This window comes from Pseudomonas sp. JZ114, from assembly GCF_051027705.1.
GTDB lineage: Bacteria > Pseudomonadota > Gammaproteobacteria > Pseudomonadales > Pseudomonadaceae > Chryseomonas > Chryseomonas luteola.
Window position 1 is genome coordinate 2,635,735 of record NZ_CP069256.1, and the last position, 17,321, is coordinate 2,653,055.

Below are 17,321 nucleotides of genomic sequence, written 5' to 3' on the forward strand. Positions count from 1 at the left end.
CATTCACAACGCTGCTATACCTCGAGCCAAATCGGTCTTGATATCCTCAATGTCTTCCAGCCCAACGGCAATGCGAATCAAGCTGTCGCTGATACCCGCATTGGCCCGCTCAGCTGGTGATAAACGACCATGCGACGTGGTAGCAGGATGAGCAATGGTCGTTTTGGTGTCGCCCAAGTTAGTGGTTATGGAGATTATGCGCGTAGCATCAATGACACGCCATGCGGCCTCTTTGCCACCTGCTACCTCGAAGCTGACCACGGCACCAAAGCCGCTTTGCTGGCGCTTGGCGAGCTCATGCTGTGGATGACTTTCCAGGCCAGCGTAAAACACTCGCTCAATACCGGGCTGCGCTTCCAACCAGCGCGCCAGCTGCAGTGCTGACTGACTGTGCGCCTGCATGCGAATCTTCAGCGTTTCAAGTCCCTTGAGGAACAGCCATGCATTGAAAGGACTCAGCGTGGGGCCTGCTGTACGCAAAAAGCCCACCAGCTCCTTCATGTGCTCGGCACGTCCTGCGACCACCCCCCCCATGCTACGACCCTGTCCGTCGATATACTTGGTTGCTGAATGCACCACGATATCAGCGCCCAACGCCAACGGCTGCTGCAGTACGGGCGTACAGAAACAGTTATCGACCGCTAATAGTGCACCCTGGGCATGGGCTACTTCAGCGAGCGCTGCGATGTCGACCAACTCGGCAAGCGGGTTAGAAGGTGACTCGACAAAGAAAAGCCTAGTGTTCGGCTTGCAGGCACCACGCCATGCCTCGATATCTGATAACGGCGGATAATCCACCTCAACACCAAAACGCTTGAGGTACTTCTCGAACAGGCTGATGGTGGAGCCAAACACGCTGCGCGAGACCAGCACGTGATCACCTGCACTGCACAGACTCATCACCAACGCCAGAATGGCCGACATACCGGAAGCGGTAGCCACTGCCTGCTCTGCCCCTTCAAGCGCTGCAATTCGCGTTTCAAAGGTCCGTACCGTAGGGTTGGTGTAACGCGAGTAAACGTTACCCGGTACTTCGCCAGCGAAACGTTTGGCCGCATCGGCTGCACTTCGGAAGACATAACTCGATGTCAAAAACAGCGCCTCACCATGCTCACCCTCAGGCGAGCGGTTGTAGCCTGCGCGAACGGCAAGGGTATCGAAACCTACACCGTCCAGGTCGCTATCAAGCCGCCCGGCGTCCCAGTCATGACTCATGCAAAAGCTCCTCAGTCGTTGTACAGGTCGATGATGGCATGCACCGCATGTGACGTGGTTTTAGCGGCATCATTACGGGCCTGCTCGATATTGAGCAGGTATGCCTCATCGACATCGCCTGTAATGTACTGACCATCAAACACTGCGCAGTCGAAGTTTTCGATACTTGGATTGCCACCACGAACGGCATCGACCAGATCATTGAGATCCTGATAGATGAGCCAATCCGTACCGATCAGGCGCGCAACATCTTCTGTAGAGCGACCGTGTGCGATCAGCTCATGGACGCTGGGCATATCGATACCATAAACATTGGGATACCGCACCGCAGGCGCCGCTGAACAGAAATATACATTCTTTGCGCCAGCTTCACGGGCCATCTGAATAATCTGCTTGCAAGTAGTACCCCGAACGATGGAGTCATCAACCAGCATGACATTCTTGCCTCGAAACTCCAGCTCAATGGCGTTCAGCTTCTGGCGAACCGACTTCTTGCGCGCAGCCTGCCCCGGCATGATAAACGTGCGGCCGATATAGCGATTCTTGACGAAGCCTTCACGAAATTTGACGCCCAGGTGATTCGCCAGCTCCAGTGCTGCAGTGCGGCTTGTATCCGGAATGGGAATAACTACATCGATATCATGATCAGGGCGTTCCCGCTGAATCTTCTCAGCCAGTTTTTCACCCATGCGCAACCGCGCCTTGTACACAGAAATACCATCGATAATGGAGTCCGGACGAGCCAGGTAAACATGCTCGAAAATGCACGGCGCATATTTGGGATTTGCCGCGCACTGGCGCGTGAACAAGCGACCGTCTTCAGTAATGTAAACCGCCTCGCCAGGAGCCAGGTCACGAATGAGGGTGAACCCCAGTACATTCAGCGATACGCTTTCCGAGGCGATCATGTACTCGACGCCTTTTTCGGTATGACGCTGCCCAAACACGATTGGCCGAATGGCATGGGGGTCCCGGAAACCTACCATGCCATACCCGGTTATCATGGCGATAACGGCATACCCTCCCCGGCACCGCTCATGTACGCCAGAGACGGCAGCAAATACATCATCTTCAGTGGGTTGCAGCTTGTTACGCACTGCCAGCTCATGTGCAAAAACATTGAGCAGCACTTCCGAGTCGGAATTGGTGTTTACGTGACGCAAATCCGACTCATAGATCTCTTGAGAGAGCTGAGCCACATTGGTCAGGTTGCCATTATGCGCCAGTGTAATACCGTAGGGCGAATTGACGTAAAACGGCTGGGCCTCAGCAGAGGATGAACTGCCGGCAGTGGGATAACGGACGTGGCCGATACCGATGTTGCCAACTAGACGCTGCATATGTCGCTGTTGAAACACATCCCGAACCAGCCCGTTGTCCTTACGCAGATAGAGCTTTCCGTCCAGGCTGGTCACTATGCCAGCTGCATCCTGACCACGATGTTGTAGGACGGTGAGCGCGTCATACAACGCCTGGTTGACGTTTGATTTGCCCACAATGCCAACGATGCCACACATGTGACGGAACCCCACTGTTAAGACTAGTTCGATTGGATGCGTGAACGCATCGTTTACTTGGCAATACCACCCAGCTCATTAAGCGTGTGCGGCACGGCTGCCTGAGTCATCCAGTTCCCTGCAAACCCCAACATGAAGTTCTTGGACCAGTCAGCCACCAAAAGAAAATGGGGAAGCAATACGGATTGCTTCCACCAGGGATCCTGCTGTACTGGAGCCAGGCTCAGCAGCCCTACCAGTACCACGATCAACAAGCCGCCACGTGCGGCCCCGAAAGCCATTCCGAGAAAACGGTCAGTACCTGAAAGCCCGGTGACCCGAATCAGCTCTCCCAACAGGAAATTGACCAGAGCACCGACCATCAACGTAGCAATGAATAGCAGCGCGCATGCAGCAATGATACGCCCTGAAGGAATCTGGATATAGTCGTTGAAGTATTGAGACAGCGCACCGCCGAACAGCCATGCTACAGCACCTGCCACTATCCATGTCAGCAATGAAAGCGCTTCCTTTACAAAGCCACGCTTCAAGCTAATCAAACTGGAAATAGCGATAACGCCAATGATCGCCCAATCCGCCCAGGTGAAGCCCACGGTGAGACCCACAACTAAAAAAGGCCCTGCATATTAGCAGAGCCTTTCGATTTGGTTAACCGCGTTCCGGCTGGAAACGCACTACAAAGCCATTTACCTTTTGCTGACGGCTTAACTGGTCGCGTAAGCGGTCTGCCTCCCCTCGGTCAACGACAGGACCTACAAACACGCGATTCATCCCATCCACACTGCGTACATACGCATTGTAACCCTGACTGCGCAGCGTGTTTTGCAGCTCACTTGCACGAGCCTTGTTAGACAGGCTGGCTAATTGCACGGACCAGCTTACAGGCAGATCATTGTTGTCCAGCCGCTTCTCCTGCTGAGCGGCGGGCGCTGGCTGCGTAGACGGAGGCGCCGCTGGTGCAGCCTTGGCCTGGGGCGCCTGCGCTACAGCAGGTGCGCTGGTCTGAGAGGCAGGAGCAGTGGGTTGTGAAGATTGAGCAACTGGCGCATCAGCATTGGAAATCTCCGGCACGGATGCAATTGGCGCACTGGGTAACGAAGCTGCATTTTCAGGCTTGTCCGGTATCACCTCTGGCGTCTCTACCGGCTTTACAGCTACTTCAGGCATTGCAGGGGCCTGGGGTCGAGGTGCCGGCTCTACAACCACCTGGCGGGTCTCATCCTGACGAGTAAAAAGCATTGGTATGAATACAATGGCCAGGGCAACCAGCACCAAGGCACCAACGATACGCTGCTTGAGCACTCGATCCATTTTTTATTCCCCTTGTGCTTGGCTATGCAACCAGCCTAGCGCCTCTGCCACGCTGTAGAAAGAACCCAATACGATGATTTCATCGTCTTCCGTAGCCATTTCAGCCGCTGCACTTAATGCATTTCTTATAGTGTCGTGACAATGCACGGCCTGCCCCTGATTGCGCAACGCAGCATGTAGCTCTTGCGCAGAACGGCTCCGAGGCGTTGGCAGCTCAGCCACAAACCATTCGCCGATCACTGCAAGCAGTGGTGTAATAACGCCGTGCAAATCCTTGTCAGAAAGCAGGCCAAATACAGCCAGGCGACGCCCGCTGGGTTTGCGTACAGATAATCGCCGAGCCAAATACTCTGCTGCGTGGGGGTTATGCCCCACATCCAGAAGCAAGTGAATTTGCTTGTTATCGATACTTACCTGACGGCGATCCAGCCGCCCTACTACGGCTGTGTCCACAAGAGCCTGGACTATCTTTTCAGGCACCCACTCGATATCTAGCAACGCATACGCCTGCAAAGCCAGCGCAGCGTTTTCCATAGGAAGATCAAGGAAAGGGATGCCGGGCAACGTCAACACCTCGCCATCAGCGGCTACGCCCTTCCAAAACCAACTATGGGACTCCATAAGAAGATCAAAGTCTTTACCCCGGCAAAACAGCGGAGCATTCAGACGCTCCGCCTGCTCCAGCAGTGGAACAGGCGGATCAAGGTCGCCACAGAGGGCAGGTTTTCCCGAACGAAAAATACCCGCCTTTTCAAACGCAACGCTTTCTCGCGTGTTACCGAGCCATTCGGCGTGATCCAACCCAATGCTGGTGACAAGGGCCAAGTCAGCGTCGACCAGATTAACTGCGTCCAGGCGACCGCCAAGCCCAACCTCGAGAATGACCGCATCGAGCTCCGCACGCGCGAACAGCCAGAAGGCAGCAAGCGTGCCCATTTCAAAATACGTTAGCGAAGTGTCTTGACGTGCCGCCTCAACGGCAGCAAATGCCTCACATAACGTCTGATCGTCTACGTCCTGCCCATCAATGGAGACACGCTCGTTATAGCGCAACAGATGCGGCGAACTGTAAACCCCGACACGCAACCCCGAGGCACGTAACAGTCGAGCCAGGAACGCACATGTCGATCCCTTGCCGTTTGTTCCTGTAACCGTAACGACTCGAGGCGCCAGATGCCCCAGCGCAAGTGCCTGAGCCACCTTGCGCGAGCGGTCCAAGCCCATGTCAATGGCAGTGGGATGCAGTTGTTCGAGGTAACTCAGCCAATCGGCCAGGGACTTGTTGTTCATCAGGCCGCCGGGCTAGGAACGTTCTGCAGGGTAGCCAGTAACTTGGAGAGACGACTGCGCAGCTCAGCGCGCGGCACAATGATATCCACCGCACCATGCTCAAGCAGGAACTCACTGCGCTGGAAACCTTCCGGAAGCTTTTCACGCACAGTCTGTTCAATGACGCGAGGGCCTGCAAATCCGATAAGTGCCTTGGGCTCAGCAACAATCACATCACCCAACATGGCAAGACTTGCCGAAACACCACCATATACAGGGTCTGTCAAGACGGAGATAAAAGGAATCCCCTCTTCACGCAAGCGCGCCAATACTGCAGATGTCTTGGCCATCTGCATCAGCGATATCAGCGCTTCCTGCATACGAGCTCCACCCGACGCCGAAAAACAGACCAGCGGACAACGCTGTTCCAGAGCTACATTGGCGGCGCGTACAAAGCGCTCACCCACGACCGCGCCCATGGAACCGCCCATGAACGAAAATTCAAATGCGCAGGCCGCCACCGGCATACCCATCAGCGAGCCCTTCATAGCAATCAGGGCATCTTTTTCGCCAGTCTCCTTTTGAGCAGCCGTCAGACGATCCTTATATTTCTTGCTGTCGCGAAATTTCAGGCGATCAACAGGCTCCAGCTCAGCGCCAAGCTCCTCGCGCCCGTCCGCATCCAAAAAGATGTCCAGACGACGACGAGCATTGATGCGCATGTGATGACCACACTTCATGCAGACATCCAGATTCTTTTCCAGCTCCGGGCGGTAAAGCACCGACTCGCAAGAAGGACACTTGTGCCACAGCCCTTCAGGTACAGAACTGCGTTTCACTTCGGAACGCATGATCGAAGGAATCAGTTTATCTACCAGCCAATTGCTCATGCATTACTCTCCACTTGCATGGGCTCGCATGTATCAAGTCCTGAGCTCGACACACAATCCCTGAGCGAATTATGAATTGATGGTGAACGGAGATTGAACAGCATGTCCAACTCAACGCCACCAGGCTCCACCCTAACGGGCTAGCCCAACCTAAACTCTGCTAGTAATTATCAAGCAGAAAAATCATTGATGACCCGAAACGGTTCGGGCCCGACTTAGCCTGTTGACGGTCTTAATTCAATTGCCGTCACATGGCCTCAGTTGATCCTTTTAATCCTAACCACGCCGTACGGCATCAACGAATGCACGAACCTTTTCGTGATCCTTTATACCCTTGGTTGACTCTACCCCGCCGCTGACATCAACAGCGTAAGGACGCACTCTGGCAATGGCATCGGCTACATTTTCAATCCCAAGCCCACCTGCCAGCACGATAGGCCTGGATAATCCCTGCGGTATTTGCGCCCAGTCAAATGCCTGCCCTGTTCCACCGGGAACACCTTGAACATAGGTATCTAGCAAGATGGCATTTGCACTAGCGTATTCCTGACAACGAGCAGCAATGTCTTCACCCGGCTTCATACGCAGCGCTTTCATGTAGGGCCGACGATACCGCGCACAATCGGCTGCCGTCTCCTCACCATGAAACTGCAACAGATCAAGCGGCAAGGCATCCAGTGTTTCGTCAATCTCACAGCGGGACGCATCGACGAAAAGCCCTACCGTTGTCACGAATGGAGGCAAAGCAGAAATGATGCGCTTGGCCTGGGGGATCGATACGGAACGAGGGCTTTTCCTATAAAAGACGAGCCCGATAGCATCGGCGCCAGCATGAGCGGCGGCCAATGCATCCTCGACGCATGTGATTCCACAGATTTTCACACGGACCGCTGACACGTCTTTTTACCCGGACTGAAAAATCAGACGATGGTATCAGAAGGCGGAGGCTTAGTCAGTTCGCCATATCAGGGAGAGCCGACAGGAAATGCGGCCCCAGGTAGCGCTTAGGCAAATCAAACTCTTCAGGGTATTCGACCCTGACCAGATAAAGCCCATAGGGATGCGCCGTCACGCCTCCCGCTTTACGATCGCAGGCGTCCAGCACTTGGGCAGCCCACTCGACAGGCCGCTCGCCTGCGCCGATCGTCATCAATACGCCTGCTATGTTCCGCACCATATGGTGCAAGAAAGCATTGGCCCTGATATCGAGCACAATAAAGCAGCCGAACACCTGCACATGCAGATGATGAACAGTCTTGATGGGAGATTTGGCCTGGCACTGTTGCGCACGGAACGATGTAAAATCATGCGTCCCAACCAAAAGGGCCGCAGCACTTCGCATTCGCTCAACATCTAGCGGACGGTGATTCCAGGTAACTTGCTCGGCCAGATGAGCAGGTCGAATAGGATCGTTGTAAATCACGTAGCGGTATCGACGCGCGACGGCTGAAAAACGCGCATTAAAATGATGAGGCATGGGCTTGGCCCACGCTACGCTAATATCCTTAGGCAGGTTGGCATTTGCCCCTAGCACCCAGGCATGAAGCGGACGATCAACCGCCGTATCAAAATGCACGACCTGACCGCTGGCATGCACAGCCGCATCGGTACGACCCGCGCAGGAAACCGTCACAGGCTGAGCTGCCACCCGGCTCAATGCTTTCTCAAGGGCTTCCTGCACGGATATCACGCCAGCCTGCTGCCTTTGCCAGCCGCGGTAGCGAGCCCCCATGTATTCTACACCAAGGGCTATTCTTGAAACGCCAACGGCAGCCTCCTCGGCTGCCGCTGTGTTAACACTTTCAGTCATATTCAACTCAATTGGGCCAACATCTCGCGAGCCTCATTACGCTGGGCATCACTACCTTCGGCCAGAATCTCATCAAGGATATCTCTAGCCCCATCCGCGTCGCCCATATCGATATAGGCTCGAGCCAGATCAAGCTTGGTTGCCGTCTCATCTTCACCCGAAAGGAAGTCGAAATCGTCATCAAGACCTGAACCACTCTCTGCAGAAAAACTGCCGAAGTCAGTACTGGCTTCGTCTTTGCGCTCCTCAGCTACAGTCTCTTCCCTCAGATCAGGACTGCTCTGCTCCAGGTCAGCATTGGCGCGCTGAAGCTCAGCTTCGAAGCTGTGTGCTTGTGGGTCAGCCGCTTCAGGCGTTTCACGCTCAGCAATAGGCTCTGGCTCTGCTCCTGGCTCGTCAATGGAAAGATCGAAGTCATCCGACAGATCATTCACGTCCGAAGGCTTCGTTTCATTATCTGGCAGATCGAGACTGAAGTCATCCTCAGGAGCATGAACCGCAGGCTCGCTAAAGGCCATCGGCTCAGCGTTGCGATCCGACTCGTCCAGATCCAGAGAGAACTCGTCATTTAACGCCGTATGCTCGGGTGCTACCGGACGCTCCGAATCACTCGACAGATCGAAGTCAAAGTCAAAATCGTCATCCTTGGCAGTCTGAGCAGTGGTTTCTTCTGCGGTAAAATCGAATGTATTCGTATCTTCGCGCACCACCGCTGGCTCTTCAGTGTCATCCAGCTTGAAGTCATCGAAATTCAGATCGAAATCGTCATCGAGCTTCTCAGTAGTCTCGGGCTCATCAAGGCGATGCTCCTCGGACTCACTGACCTCGTGCGCAGCAGCCAGCGCTGCCGCACCCAAGACTGTTGCAGCCGCCGCGGCAGCCATGGCAGGGTAACGGGACTTGAGCTGCTCGACTTCCGGCTGGGATCCACCAATTTCACGCAACTCATTTTCCTGGCGAATGAAGCCCTCACGGTCGCCCATCTCGGCATACACTTCCATGAGTTTCAAACGCAAGTCAGCGCGATGCGGCTCCTCATCACTGGCTTTCTGCAGAACATCAGCAGCCTGATTGAAGCGCCCATAGGCCATATAGATATCAGCCTGACCTAGCGCGTCAGACGGCTGCTTGGCATCGGTGTTCTGATTATCCAGATTGCTTTCGGACAGGTCACTTATATCCAAGCCGTCCAGACTGCTTTCATGAATATCGGGATCGACACGATAGGCACCAATGGACTGCTCCTCTTCCAAGGCGGCCTCACGCTCGGCTTCACGCATGGCGTTGCGGCGAGAGATGACCATCAGAAGAACCAGCAGCGCCAACAGCGCACTGCCACCAATCACACCCAACCAGAGGGTGTTTCCAAATATCTGATCAAGGAAACTGGCGGGCTCTTCGGCAACAGGTTCAACAGGCTGAGCCGGAGCTGCAGTGGCGGGCATGGCAGGCGTAGTAGCCGAAGGCGCCGCAGGTGTTTCGGCCGGCACTTCTGGAGCACTGGCCGAATCGGGCGCCGTATCCTCTGGCGTAGCGGGAGGCGCTGTTTCAGCCTGTTCAGACGCGCTTTGGTCAGCCGTAGGTTGAGCAGGCTCACCCTCTGGCGTTGTGGCCGGCGGAGTGATTACCGGAGCCGACGCCTCAGGGGATTCTGGAGCAACGCCCTGATTGGCAGCCGAAGCCTGCAGCTGAGCTAGCTGGGCATCCTTGAGTTGCATCAGCTTTTGCAACTTGTCCAGCTGACTTTGCAAATCGCTCATGCGACTCTTGAGTTCTTCGTTTTCGCGACGAGTCGAATCCAGACTTTCTTGCGTTACGGCCAGCTTGTCTGCCAGCGCCTGGTTATTACCGCTATTTCCCTGGTCGCTACCAGAGGCTGATTTGCCCTGCTGACCGGAAAGCAGGCGCAGATTGTCCTGCTGCTCGGCCGCCCCCGGTGCACTCTCCGGGCCTTGCCTGTTGGTAGCATCAAGTTGTCGAGGCGAACCTGGCACGTTGGCGGCATCAGCGGCCTGCAGACCACCACGCCAGGCTCGGTTCTGAGCAGCCACTTCTTCCAATGCTTGGCGCTGGGAACGCACTCTGATCTGCTCATCATTGGGGAGACGAAGAACCTGCCCACTCTTCATCAAATTGATGTTATTGCTCAAAAACGCACTAGGGTTACGATCCTGGATAGCCAGCATCATCTGGTGTACAGAGACGTTGTCGTTGGGACGAGTACGGTCTGCCACTTCCCACAGGGTATCTTTCGGGCTGGTCGTGTACTCACCATTCATGGTGACAGGCACACCCGCTGCACCTGAAGGTACCGGGGTTGCCGCTGGACGCGCAGGTCTTGATGGTGCAGGCGCCGTAACAGGCGCTACGGGTGCTGCCGCCATTTGAGGCGTGTAAAGCGGTGGGTCCAGTAGAACGGTGTACTCGCGAAGCACGCGACCGCTTGGCCAGCTCACTTCCAGCAGGAAGTTCAAGTAGGGCTCACGTACCGGCTTGGATGACGTAATACGAATAACACTACGCCCGTCCGCTCGGACTTCAGGCGTAAATTTAAGATCGGTCAGAAAATAGTTTCTATCGACGCCGGCTTTACTGAAGTCTTCAGGGGAAGCCAGAACGGGGCGCAATTCTTCTGCTGAAAGGTCGCGAACATCCTTGAGGTCAATGACCGCATTGAATGGCTGATTCAGCGATGAATTCAGATGAATATCACCGAGGCCAAGGCCATACGTCGCTCCTGACGCAAAGGCGGATGCCGCCGCGATTGCTAGCACTAATTTTCGAACCCGAACCATAGCTTTCCCTTATGATTTCTGTCGGCAGCAGATTTGCTTACCTAGGTACCGTTCAAGATGACCGGCCAGTTTGAACGGTACGCCTAGCCAATTATTTACTGATAAGTCTGCCCTAACTTAAATCAGTATCTTTTACAGATAATGTTTTATCAATAATTCAGCCGTTTGCACGGCATTAAGCGCAGCCGCCTTTCGAACATTATCTGAAACGATCCACATTTCAATCAGATGTGGATCTTCTGGATTATGTCTGACGCGCCCAATCAATATTTCATCACGTCCGATCGCATCATCCACGACCGTTGGATATTCTTCTGCATCAAACAATTCCAAGCCTTCATGCTTAGAATAGGCCAAATTCAGATCTTTTATAGCCAAAATATCACGTGTTTTAACGGTTACCGAAAGACTATCGCCAAAGAACACTGGCACTTGAATACAACTGACCGCCAATGTTCCGAGACTGTTGCCCAACACTTCTTTACACTCGCCCATGACTCTATGCTCAATCGCAGTATAGCCATCTGACTGTGGTTCACCGGTCTGTGCTAGCACATTGAATGCCAACTGCTTGCCAAATACCTTTGGCTCCAGTGGACGCGCATTTAGCAGCTCGGTTGTTTGCCGCGCCAACTCTCGAACACCGGCCCTACCCCGACTAGAGGCAGCGAGACAAGCGGTAACAGTTGCCTGCTCAATAGCACTTTGATGGCAAATGGGAGCCAGTGTACTAATGAGTACTGCGGCAGGTGCACTCGGCACTGACAGCAGACAAGGCCTTTGCTGCTGGCCAATGAGTTCGCTGCTGACGTCCGGCATCACACGCGGCGAACGTAAGCTATCCAAAGAGCCAGTCAGGTCAATAACCGAACATCCCGCCTCGAACGCTTTTTCTGCCAACGTCCCGGCCGATACCGTATCAGCTGCCATAAAGGCCAGTTGAGCCTTGCCAAAATCAAAGTCATCAGCTGCCGTTATGCGCAGGTTTCTGCCGCGAAAGGCAATAGACTGACCAACAGAGTCAGCTGACGCTACCAAATAAAGGTGGACGAGCGGGAAATCACGCTCCTCCAGCAATGTCACGATAGCTTCGCCAACGTTGCCTGTTGCACCAACGACAACGACCGAAAGGGATGTGTTCATGTGCAGGGGCCCAGAATGAAAAAAGGCGGCACTGTAGCGGCCGCCTTTAAGACTTTCAATTGCCGTGAATCATGGAGAAGCATGATCTCAACGGAATGAGGAGTAATACCTCAACGCTCAAGCAAAATACGCAGCATACGGCGCAGCGGCTCAGCCGCTCCCCATAGCAACTGATCGCCGACAGTGAATGCGCCCAGGTATTGGGAGCCCATGTTCAGCTTACGCAGACGACCTACCGGCACGTTAAGCGTGCCTGTTACCGCAGCAGGGGTCAGCTCACGCATGCTGACTTCACGGTGGTTCGGCACCAGCTTGACCCATGGATTGTGCTGACTGATCAAACCTTCGATATCGGAAATCGGCACGTCCTTGTTAAGTTTGAGGGTCAATGCCTGGCTGTGGCAACGCATGGCGCCCACGCGGACACAGATACCATCGACAGGAATCGGGTTTTTGAAGCGGGCCAAGATCTTGTTCGTCTCCGCTTGCGCCTTCCATTCCTCTCGGCTCTGTCCATTAGGCAGCTCCTTGTCGATCCAGGGAATAAGGCTCCCTGCAAGCGGCACACCGAACTGCTCTACCGGGAAAGACTCGCCCCGTAGCGTTTCCGCCACCTTACGATCAATATCCAGAATCGCACTGGCAGGATCTGCCAGATCGTCAGCAACGCTTGCATGTGTCGCGCCCATTTGGCGAATCAGCTCACGCATGTTTTGAGCACCGGCACCTGACGCTGCCTGATAGGTCATTGCGCTCATCCACTCAACCAGGCCAGCCTCGAACAGCCCGCCCAGAGACATCAACATCAGGCTAACGGTGCAATTGCCACCGATGTAGTTCTTGGTGCCCTCGTTAAGCGCCTGGTCGATCACTCGACGGTTTACGGGATCCAGAACGATCACGGCATCGTCATGCATACGCAAGGTAGACGCAGCGTCAATCCAGTAACCGTTCCAACCGGCTTCCCGCAGCTTCGGGAAAACTTCGCTGGTGTAATCGCCGCCCTGGCACGTGATGATGACGTCCAGGCCCTTGAGTTCGTCAATGCTGTAGGCATCTTTCAGCGGAGCGATATCTTTTCCAATGGAAGGACCTTCGCCCCCTACATTGGAGGTGGTAAAGAACACCGGCTCGATCAAGTCGAAATCACGTTCATCCAGCATACGCTGCATGAGCACGGATCCCACCATACCGCGCCATCCGATTAAACCTACACGCTTCATTGCTACTGCACCTTTTTTGGAAGTGGCGGCCGGAAGCGCTCCGGCCGGCCGTACAGATTACTCACTTGCGAGCGCCGCGACTACTGCCTCGCCCATTTCGCGAGTACCTACTTTTTGACAGCCCGCTGACCAGATATCGCCTGTACGCAAGTTCTGGTCCAGAACACGGCTTACCGCCTGCTCAATCGCCTCAGCGGCCTTTGATTGGTTGAAGCTGTAGCGAAGCATCATGGAAACGGAAAGAATCGTAGCCAACGGGTTGGCAATGCCCTGTCCGGCGATATCCGGCGCCGAACCATGACAGGGCTCGTACATGCCTTTGTTGTTGGCATCCAGCGAAGCGGAAGGCAGCATGCCAATCGAACCGGTCAGCATTGAGGCCTCATCCGACAGAATGTCGCCAAACATGTTGTCCGTCACCATCACGTCGAACTGCTTGGGCGCGCGCACCAACTGCATGGCCGCATTATCGACATACATATGACTCAGCTCGACATCGGGATAATCCTTGGCGACCTCTTCCACAACCTCTCGCCATAGCTGACTGGACTCCATGACGTTAGCCTTGTCTACCGAGCAGAGTTTCCTGCCGCGGACACGAGCCATTTCAAAACCGACACGTGCGATCCGGCGAATTTCGCTTTCGCTGTAGGGAAGCGTATTAAAACCCTCACGCTCACCGTTATCGAGCGTGCGGATACCGCGAGGGCCACCAAAGTAGATCCCGCCGGTCAGCTCGCGCACGATCAGAATGTCCAGACCTGACACCACTTCTGGCTTGAGGGTAGAGGCCTCCGCCAATTGCGGATAGAGAATGGCCGGACGCAGATTGGCAAACAGACCTAGCGCAGAACGAATCTTGAGCAAACCCTTTTCAGGACGAATTGCACGATCAAGCTTGTCCCACTTGGGACCACCCACCGCACCCAGCAGAACAGCATCTGCTGCCTGAGCCTTTTCAAGCGTCTCATCAGCCAACGGAACGCCATGCTTGTCGATGGCTGCACCGCCGATCACATCTTCGGTCAGCTCGAAATCCAATGCGAACATGTCGTTGACGCGATTCAGAACCTTAACAGCCTCAGCCATGATTTCAGGGCCAATGCCATCGCCTGGCAGAATGAGGATCTGTTTGCTCATTGTTATCTCACTTATCCATGGAAAAGTAGAGGTGGTGCAAGGGCACCACCCAGATCATATAGGCTGGGCCCAAAGGACCATCACATCGACGGTAAAGGAGCCGTCCTTGTCAATTTCAAAATAATGACGGACTTCCTGACCAATCCGGCCTTGTACTGTGCGTATGGCCTGACGCATGGGCTCAGGCGTATTCATCCGCTCGGCCCACTCCAGGAAGTTCAAGCGCAGCCGCTGGCGAACACAGCGGGTTACTCCCAGACGAGCAACACCCAGCATCTGGAGCCACTCAGCCATGGAGTAGTCTCTGACGTGACTGTTATCACGCAGGATTTCTACGGTCTGAAGATAGGTATCAAGACGGGGGTTGGCAGGCGAGATGACATCTACAAACGCAGCCTGACCATTGAAACGCAGCACACGCCGCACCTCGCTCAGAGCTGAGCCGATGTCACGCCAATGATGCGCGGAATACCGACTAAGAACGAAATCAAAGCTGGCATCCCCAAACGGCAGACGCTCAGCCATCCCGGGTTGCACACTGATATTGTCGATGCCGCGCTCATTGGCCGTACGCTTGACGATGGCCAGCATCTCTTCTGACAGATCCAATGCCACCACCGAGCCCGCCACAGGCGCAATGTTGTAGCTGACATGGCCGGCCCCACACCCTAGATCCAGAACCTTTGCCTGCTCGCGTTTGGCTACCTGCTCCCGCATCTCCTGCAGTTCAGAGCCTTGAGCATGGACGTTACTCCCCAGGTACGACTCAGCCATCGTACCGAATTGGGATTGGACAATTTGTTCGTGATCACCAGCCATGTTGCCTACCTCATGCGTTTTGAAACAACCAGGGATTGGCCTGTTGGTATGTCTTTTCGAATGCCCTGACGGCATCCGCATCCTGCAGGGTCAGACCAATGTCATCCAACCCATTAAGCAAACAGTGCTTGCGGAACGCGTCGATTTCGAAGGGAATGGCTTTGCCATCAGGACGTTTCACAACCTGCGAGGCCAAATCGATTTCAAGGGTATACCCTTCTGTCGACTCAACCTGAGCAAAGAGTTCACTCACTTCCTGTTCTGGCAGGACGATTGGTAATAAACCGTTCTTGAAACTGTTGTTGAAAAAGATATCAGCAAAGCTTGGAGCAATCACAGCGCGAAAGCCGTATCCATCCAGCGCCCAAGGCGCGTGTTCACGGGATGATCCACATCCGAAATTTTCCCGCGCCAGAAGAATGCTGGCCCCCTGGTAACGGGACTGATTAAGCACGAAATCCGGATTGAGTGGACGCTGGCTATTGTCCTGCCCAGGTTGCCCTACATCCAGATAACGCCACTCGTCAAACAGGTTGGGGCCAAAGCCGGTCCGCTTAATGGATTTAAGAAACTGCTTTGGAATGATCTGATCCGTATCGACATTAGCGCGATCCAATGGAGCAACCACGCCTGTATGCTGAGTAAATGCCTGCATGAGATGCTCCTTAAACGCGACCGAATTCACGAACGTCAACGAAATGCCCTGCGATCGCTGCCGCAGCGGCCATGGCGGGACTTACCAGATGCGTACGACCACCGGCACCCTGACGCCCTTCGAAGTTGCGGTTGGATGTGGATGCGCAGTGCTCACCGCTTTCAAGGCGATCCGCGTTCATTGCCAGGCACATCGAGCAGCCCGGTTCACGCCATTCGAAACCTGCATCGATAAAGACCTTATCCAGACCTTCCTTTTCAGCCTGGGCCTTTACCAGGCCAGACCCAGGCACCACCAGCGCCTGCTTGATGGAACTCGCCACCTTACGGCCTTTGGCGACAGCCGCCGCGGCACGAAGGTCTTCAATGCGAGAGTTGGTACAGGAGCCAATGAACACTCGATCCAGACGGATATCAGTAATAGGCTGACTGGCCTGCAATCCCATGTATTTCAATGCGCGCTCAATAGAGCCACGCTTCACGGCGTCTCGCTCCTGGGCCGGATCAGGAACGGCTTGATCTACCGCAACCACCATTTCAGGGGAAGTCCCCCAGCTAACCTGAGGCTTGATCTTGGTCGCGTCCAACTCGACGACGGTATCAAAGACAGCGTCTTCATCAGAGACCAGCCCGCGCCATACTGCTACGGCTTGCTCCCAATACTCGGGCGCAGGGGCAAAAGGGCGTCCTTTTACGTAATCGATTGTGGTCTGATCGACCGCCACCATGCCTACGCGTGCGCCCGCCTCAATTGACATGTTGCAGATTGTCATTCGGCCTTCCATCGACAAGGCGCGAATGGCACTGCCCGCAAACTCGATAGCGTGCCCATTACCTCCCGCCGTACCGATCTTGCCGATCACAGCCAGAATGATGTCTTTGGCGGTTACGCCGAAAGGTAATTCACCCTCGACGCGTACCAACATGTTTTTCATTTTCTTCGCGACCAGGCACTGGGTCGCAAGTACGTGCTCAACCTCGGACGTCCCGATACCATGAGCCAAGGCCCCAAGCGCACCGTTGGTGGACGTATGAGAGTCACCACATACCACAGTCATGCCGGGCAGGATGGCGCCCTGCTCTGGGCCTATGACATGCACGATGCCCTGGCGCACGTCATTCATCTTGAATTGAGTAATACCGAAGTCATCGCAGTTTTCGTCGAGCGTACGAACCTGAATGCGAGACGTCTCATCCTTGATGGAAGCAATACCTTCCTTACGATCCGGCGTGGTTGGCACGTTGTGGTCTGGCGTTGCCAGATTGGCGCCTAGACGCCAAGGCTTGCGCCCAGCCAACCGCAGGCCTTCGAATGCCTGAGGTGAGGTCACCTCATGAATGATATGACGATCAATGTACAGCAGTGCCGAACCATCATCGCGCTGCTTGACCAAGTGCATATCCCAGAGCTTGTCGTAAAGGGTCTTGCCAGCCATCACTAACGTCCTCATCGGCGTGTTTCTATGCCCTTAGGGCTTGTAAGGTGATCCTAACGCTTGATGCTCTCATAAAACAAATTCATAATTTTCATGATC

15 protein-coding genes are annotated in these 17,321 nt (G+C 54.6%); all 15 read right to left on the reverse strand.

Annotation, left to right across the window (positions count from 1 at the left end; all coding sequences use genetic code 11):
- Positions 1 to 3: 3 nt before the first annotated feature.
- The 15 genes from JQR90_RS12330 to leuC all read right to left on the reverse strand — a co-directional run bounded on the left by JQR90_RS12330 (position 4) and on the right by leuC (position 17,222).
- Entirely contained in the window at positions 4 to 1,215 is a 1,212-nt protein-coding gene (locus tag JQR90_RS12330; protein ID WP_010794934.1) for an O-succinylhomoserine sulfhydrylase, read from the reverse strand.
- A gap of 11 nt (positions 1,216 to 1,226) precedes the next feature.
- Positions 1,227 to 2,732: an amidophosphoribosyltransferase gene (purF, locus tag JQR90_RS12335; protein WP_010794935.1), complete on the reverse strand. Its 1,506-nt coding sequence runs from the start codon at positions 2,730 to 2,732 to the stop codon at positions 1,227 to 1,229.
- Between the two features lie 53 nt (positions 2,733 to 2,785).
- Positions 2,786 to 3,325, reverse strand: a complete 540-nt coding sequence (locus JQR90_RS12340) for a CvpA family protein (protein ID WP_037030388.1) — start codon at positions 3,323 to 3,325, stop codon at positions 2,786 to 2,788.
- A 55-nt stretch (positions 3,326 to 3,380) separates the two neighbouring features.
- Positions 3,381 to 4,043 carry an SPOR domain-containing protein gene (locus tag JQR90_RS12345; protein WP_010794937.1) on the reverse strand — a complete coding sequence of 221 codons (663 nt, stop codon included), beginning with the start codon at positions 4,041 to 4,043 and terminating at the stop codon, positions 3,381 to 3,383.
- A gap of 3 nt (positions 4,044 to 4,046) precedes the next feature.
- Entirely contained in the window at positions 4,047 to 5,333 is a 1,287-nt protein-coding gene (gene folC, locus JQR90_RS12350) for a bifunctional tetrahydrofolate synthase/dihydrofolate synthase (protein ID WP_010794938.1), read from the reverse strand.
- The gene (gene accD / locus JQR90_RS12355; RefSeq protein WP_010794939.1) at positions 5,333 to 6,202 is read right to left on the reverse strand and encodes an acetyl-CoA carboxylase, carboxyltransferase subunit beta; all 870 of its coding nucleotides are present in this window, start codon (positions 6,200 to 6,202) and stop codon (positions 5,333 to 5,335) included. The genes folC and accD overlap by 1 nt, the downstream gene beginning before the upstream one ends.
- Before the next feature lie 276 nt (positions 6,203 to 6,478).
- Positions 6,479 to 7,099 (reverse strand): phosphoribosylanthranilate isomerase, encoded by a 621-nt coding sequence (locus JQR90_RS12360; RefSeq protein WP_037029594.1) that lies wholly within the window; start codon positions 7,097 to 7,099, stop codon positions 6,479 to 6,481.
- Between the two features lie 55 nt (positions 7,100 to 7,154).
- Positions 7,155 to 8,012: a tRNA pseudouridine(38-40) synthase TruA gene (truA, locus tag JQR90_RS12365; RefSeq protein ID WP_010794941.1), complete on the reverse strand. Its 858-nt coding sequence runs from the start codon at positions 8,010 to 8,012 to the stop codon at positions 7,155 to 7,157.
- Positions 8,013 to 8,014: 2 nt separating this feature from the next.
- Entirely contained in the window at positions 8,015 to 10,807 is a 2,793-nt protein-coding gene (locus tag JQR90_RS12370) for a FimV/HubP family polar landmark protein (protein WP_010794942.1), read from the reverse strand.
- A gap of 132 nt (positions 10,808 to 10,939) precedes the next feature.
- Complete coding sequence (locus JQR90_RS12375; RefSeq protein ID WP_010794943.1) at positions 10,940 to 11,950, reverse strand: aspartate-semialdehyde dehydrogenase; 1,011 nt, start codon at positions 11,948 to 11,950, stop codon at positions 10,940 to 10,942.
- Between the two features lie 110 nt (positions 11,951 to 12,060).
- Complete coding sequence (gene asd / locus JQR90_RS12380; protein ID WP_010794944.1) at positions 12,061 to 13,173, reverse strand: aspartate-semialdehyde dehydrogenase; 1,113 nt, start codon at positions 13,171 to 13,173, stop codon at positions 12,061 to 12,063.
- A gap of 57 nt (positions 13,174 to 13,230) precedes the next feature.
- On the reverse strand, positions 13,231 to 14,313 hold the full coding sequence (leuB, locus tag JQR90_RS12385; RefSeq protein WP_010794945.1) for a 3-isopropylmalate dehydrogenase: 1,083 nt from the start codon (positions 14,311 to 14,313) through the stop codon (positions 13,231 to 13,233).
- Between the two features lie 54 nt (positions 14,314 to 14,367).
- On the reverse strand, positions 14,368 to 15,132 hold the full coding sequence (locus JQR90_RS12390; RefSeq protein ID WP_010794946.1) for a class I SAM-dependent methyltransferase: 765 nt from the start codon (positions 15,130 to 15,132) through the stop codon (positions 14,368 to 14,370).
- A 10-nt stretch (positions 15,133 to 15,142) separates the two neighbouring features.
- Positions 15,143 to 15,787 (reverse strand): 3-isopropylmalate dehydratase small subunit, encoded by a 645-nt coding sequence (leuD, locus tag JQR90_RS12395; RefSeq protein WP_010794947.1) that lies wholly within the window; start codon positions 15,785 to 15,787, stop codon positions 15,143 to 15,145.
- A 10-nt stretch (positions 15,788 to 15,797) separates the two neighbouring features.
- Positions 15,798 to 17,222: a 3-isopropylmalate dehydratase large subunit gene (leuC, locus tag JQR90_RS12400; RefSeq protein ID WP_010794948.1), complete on the reverse strand. Its 1,425-nt coding sequence runs from the start codon at positions 17,220 to 17,222 to the stop codon at positions 15,798 to 15,800.
- Between the last annotated feature and the right edge of the window lie 99 nt (positions 17,223 to 17,321).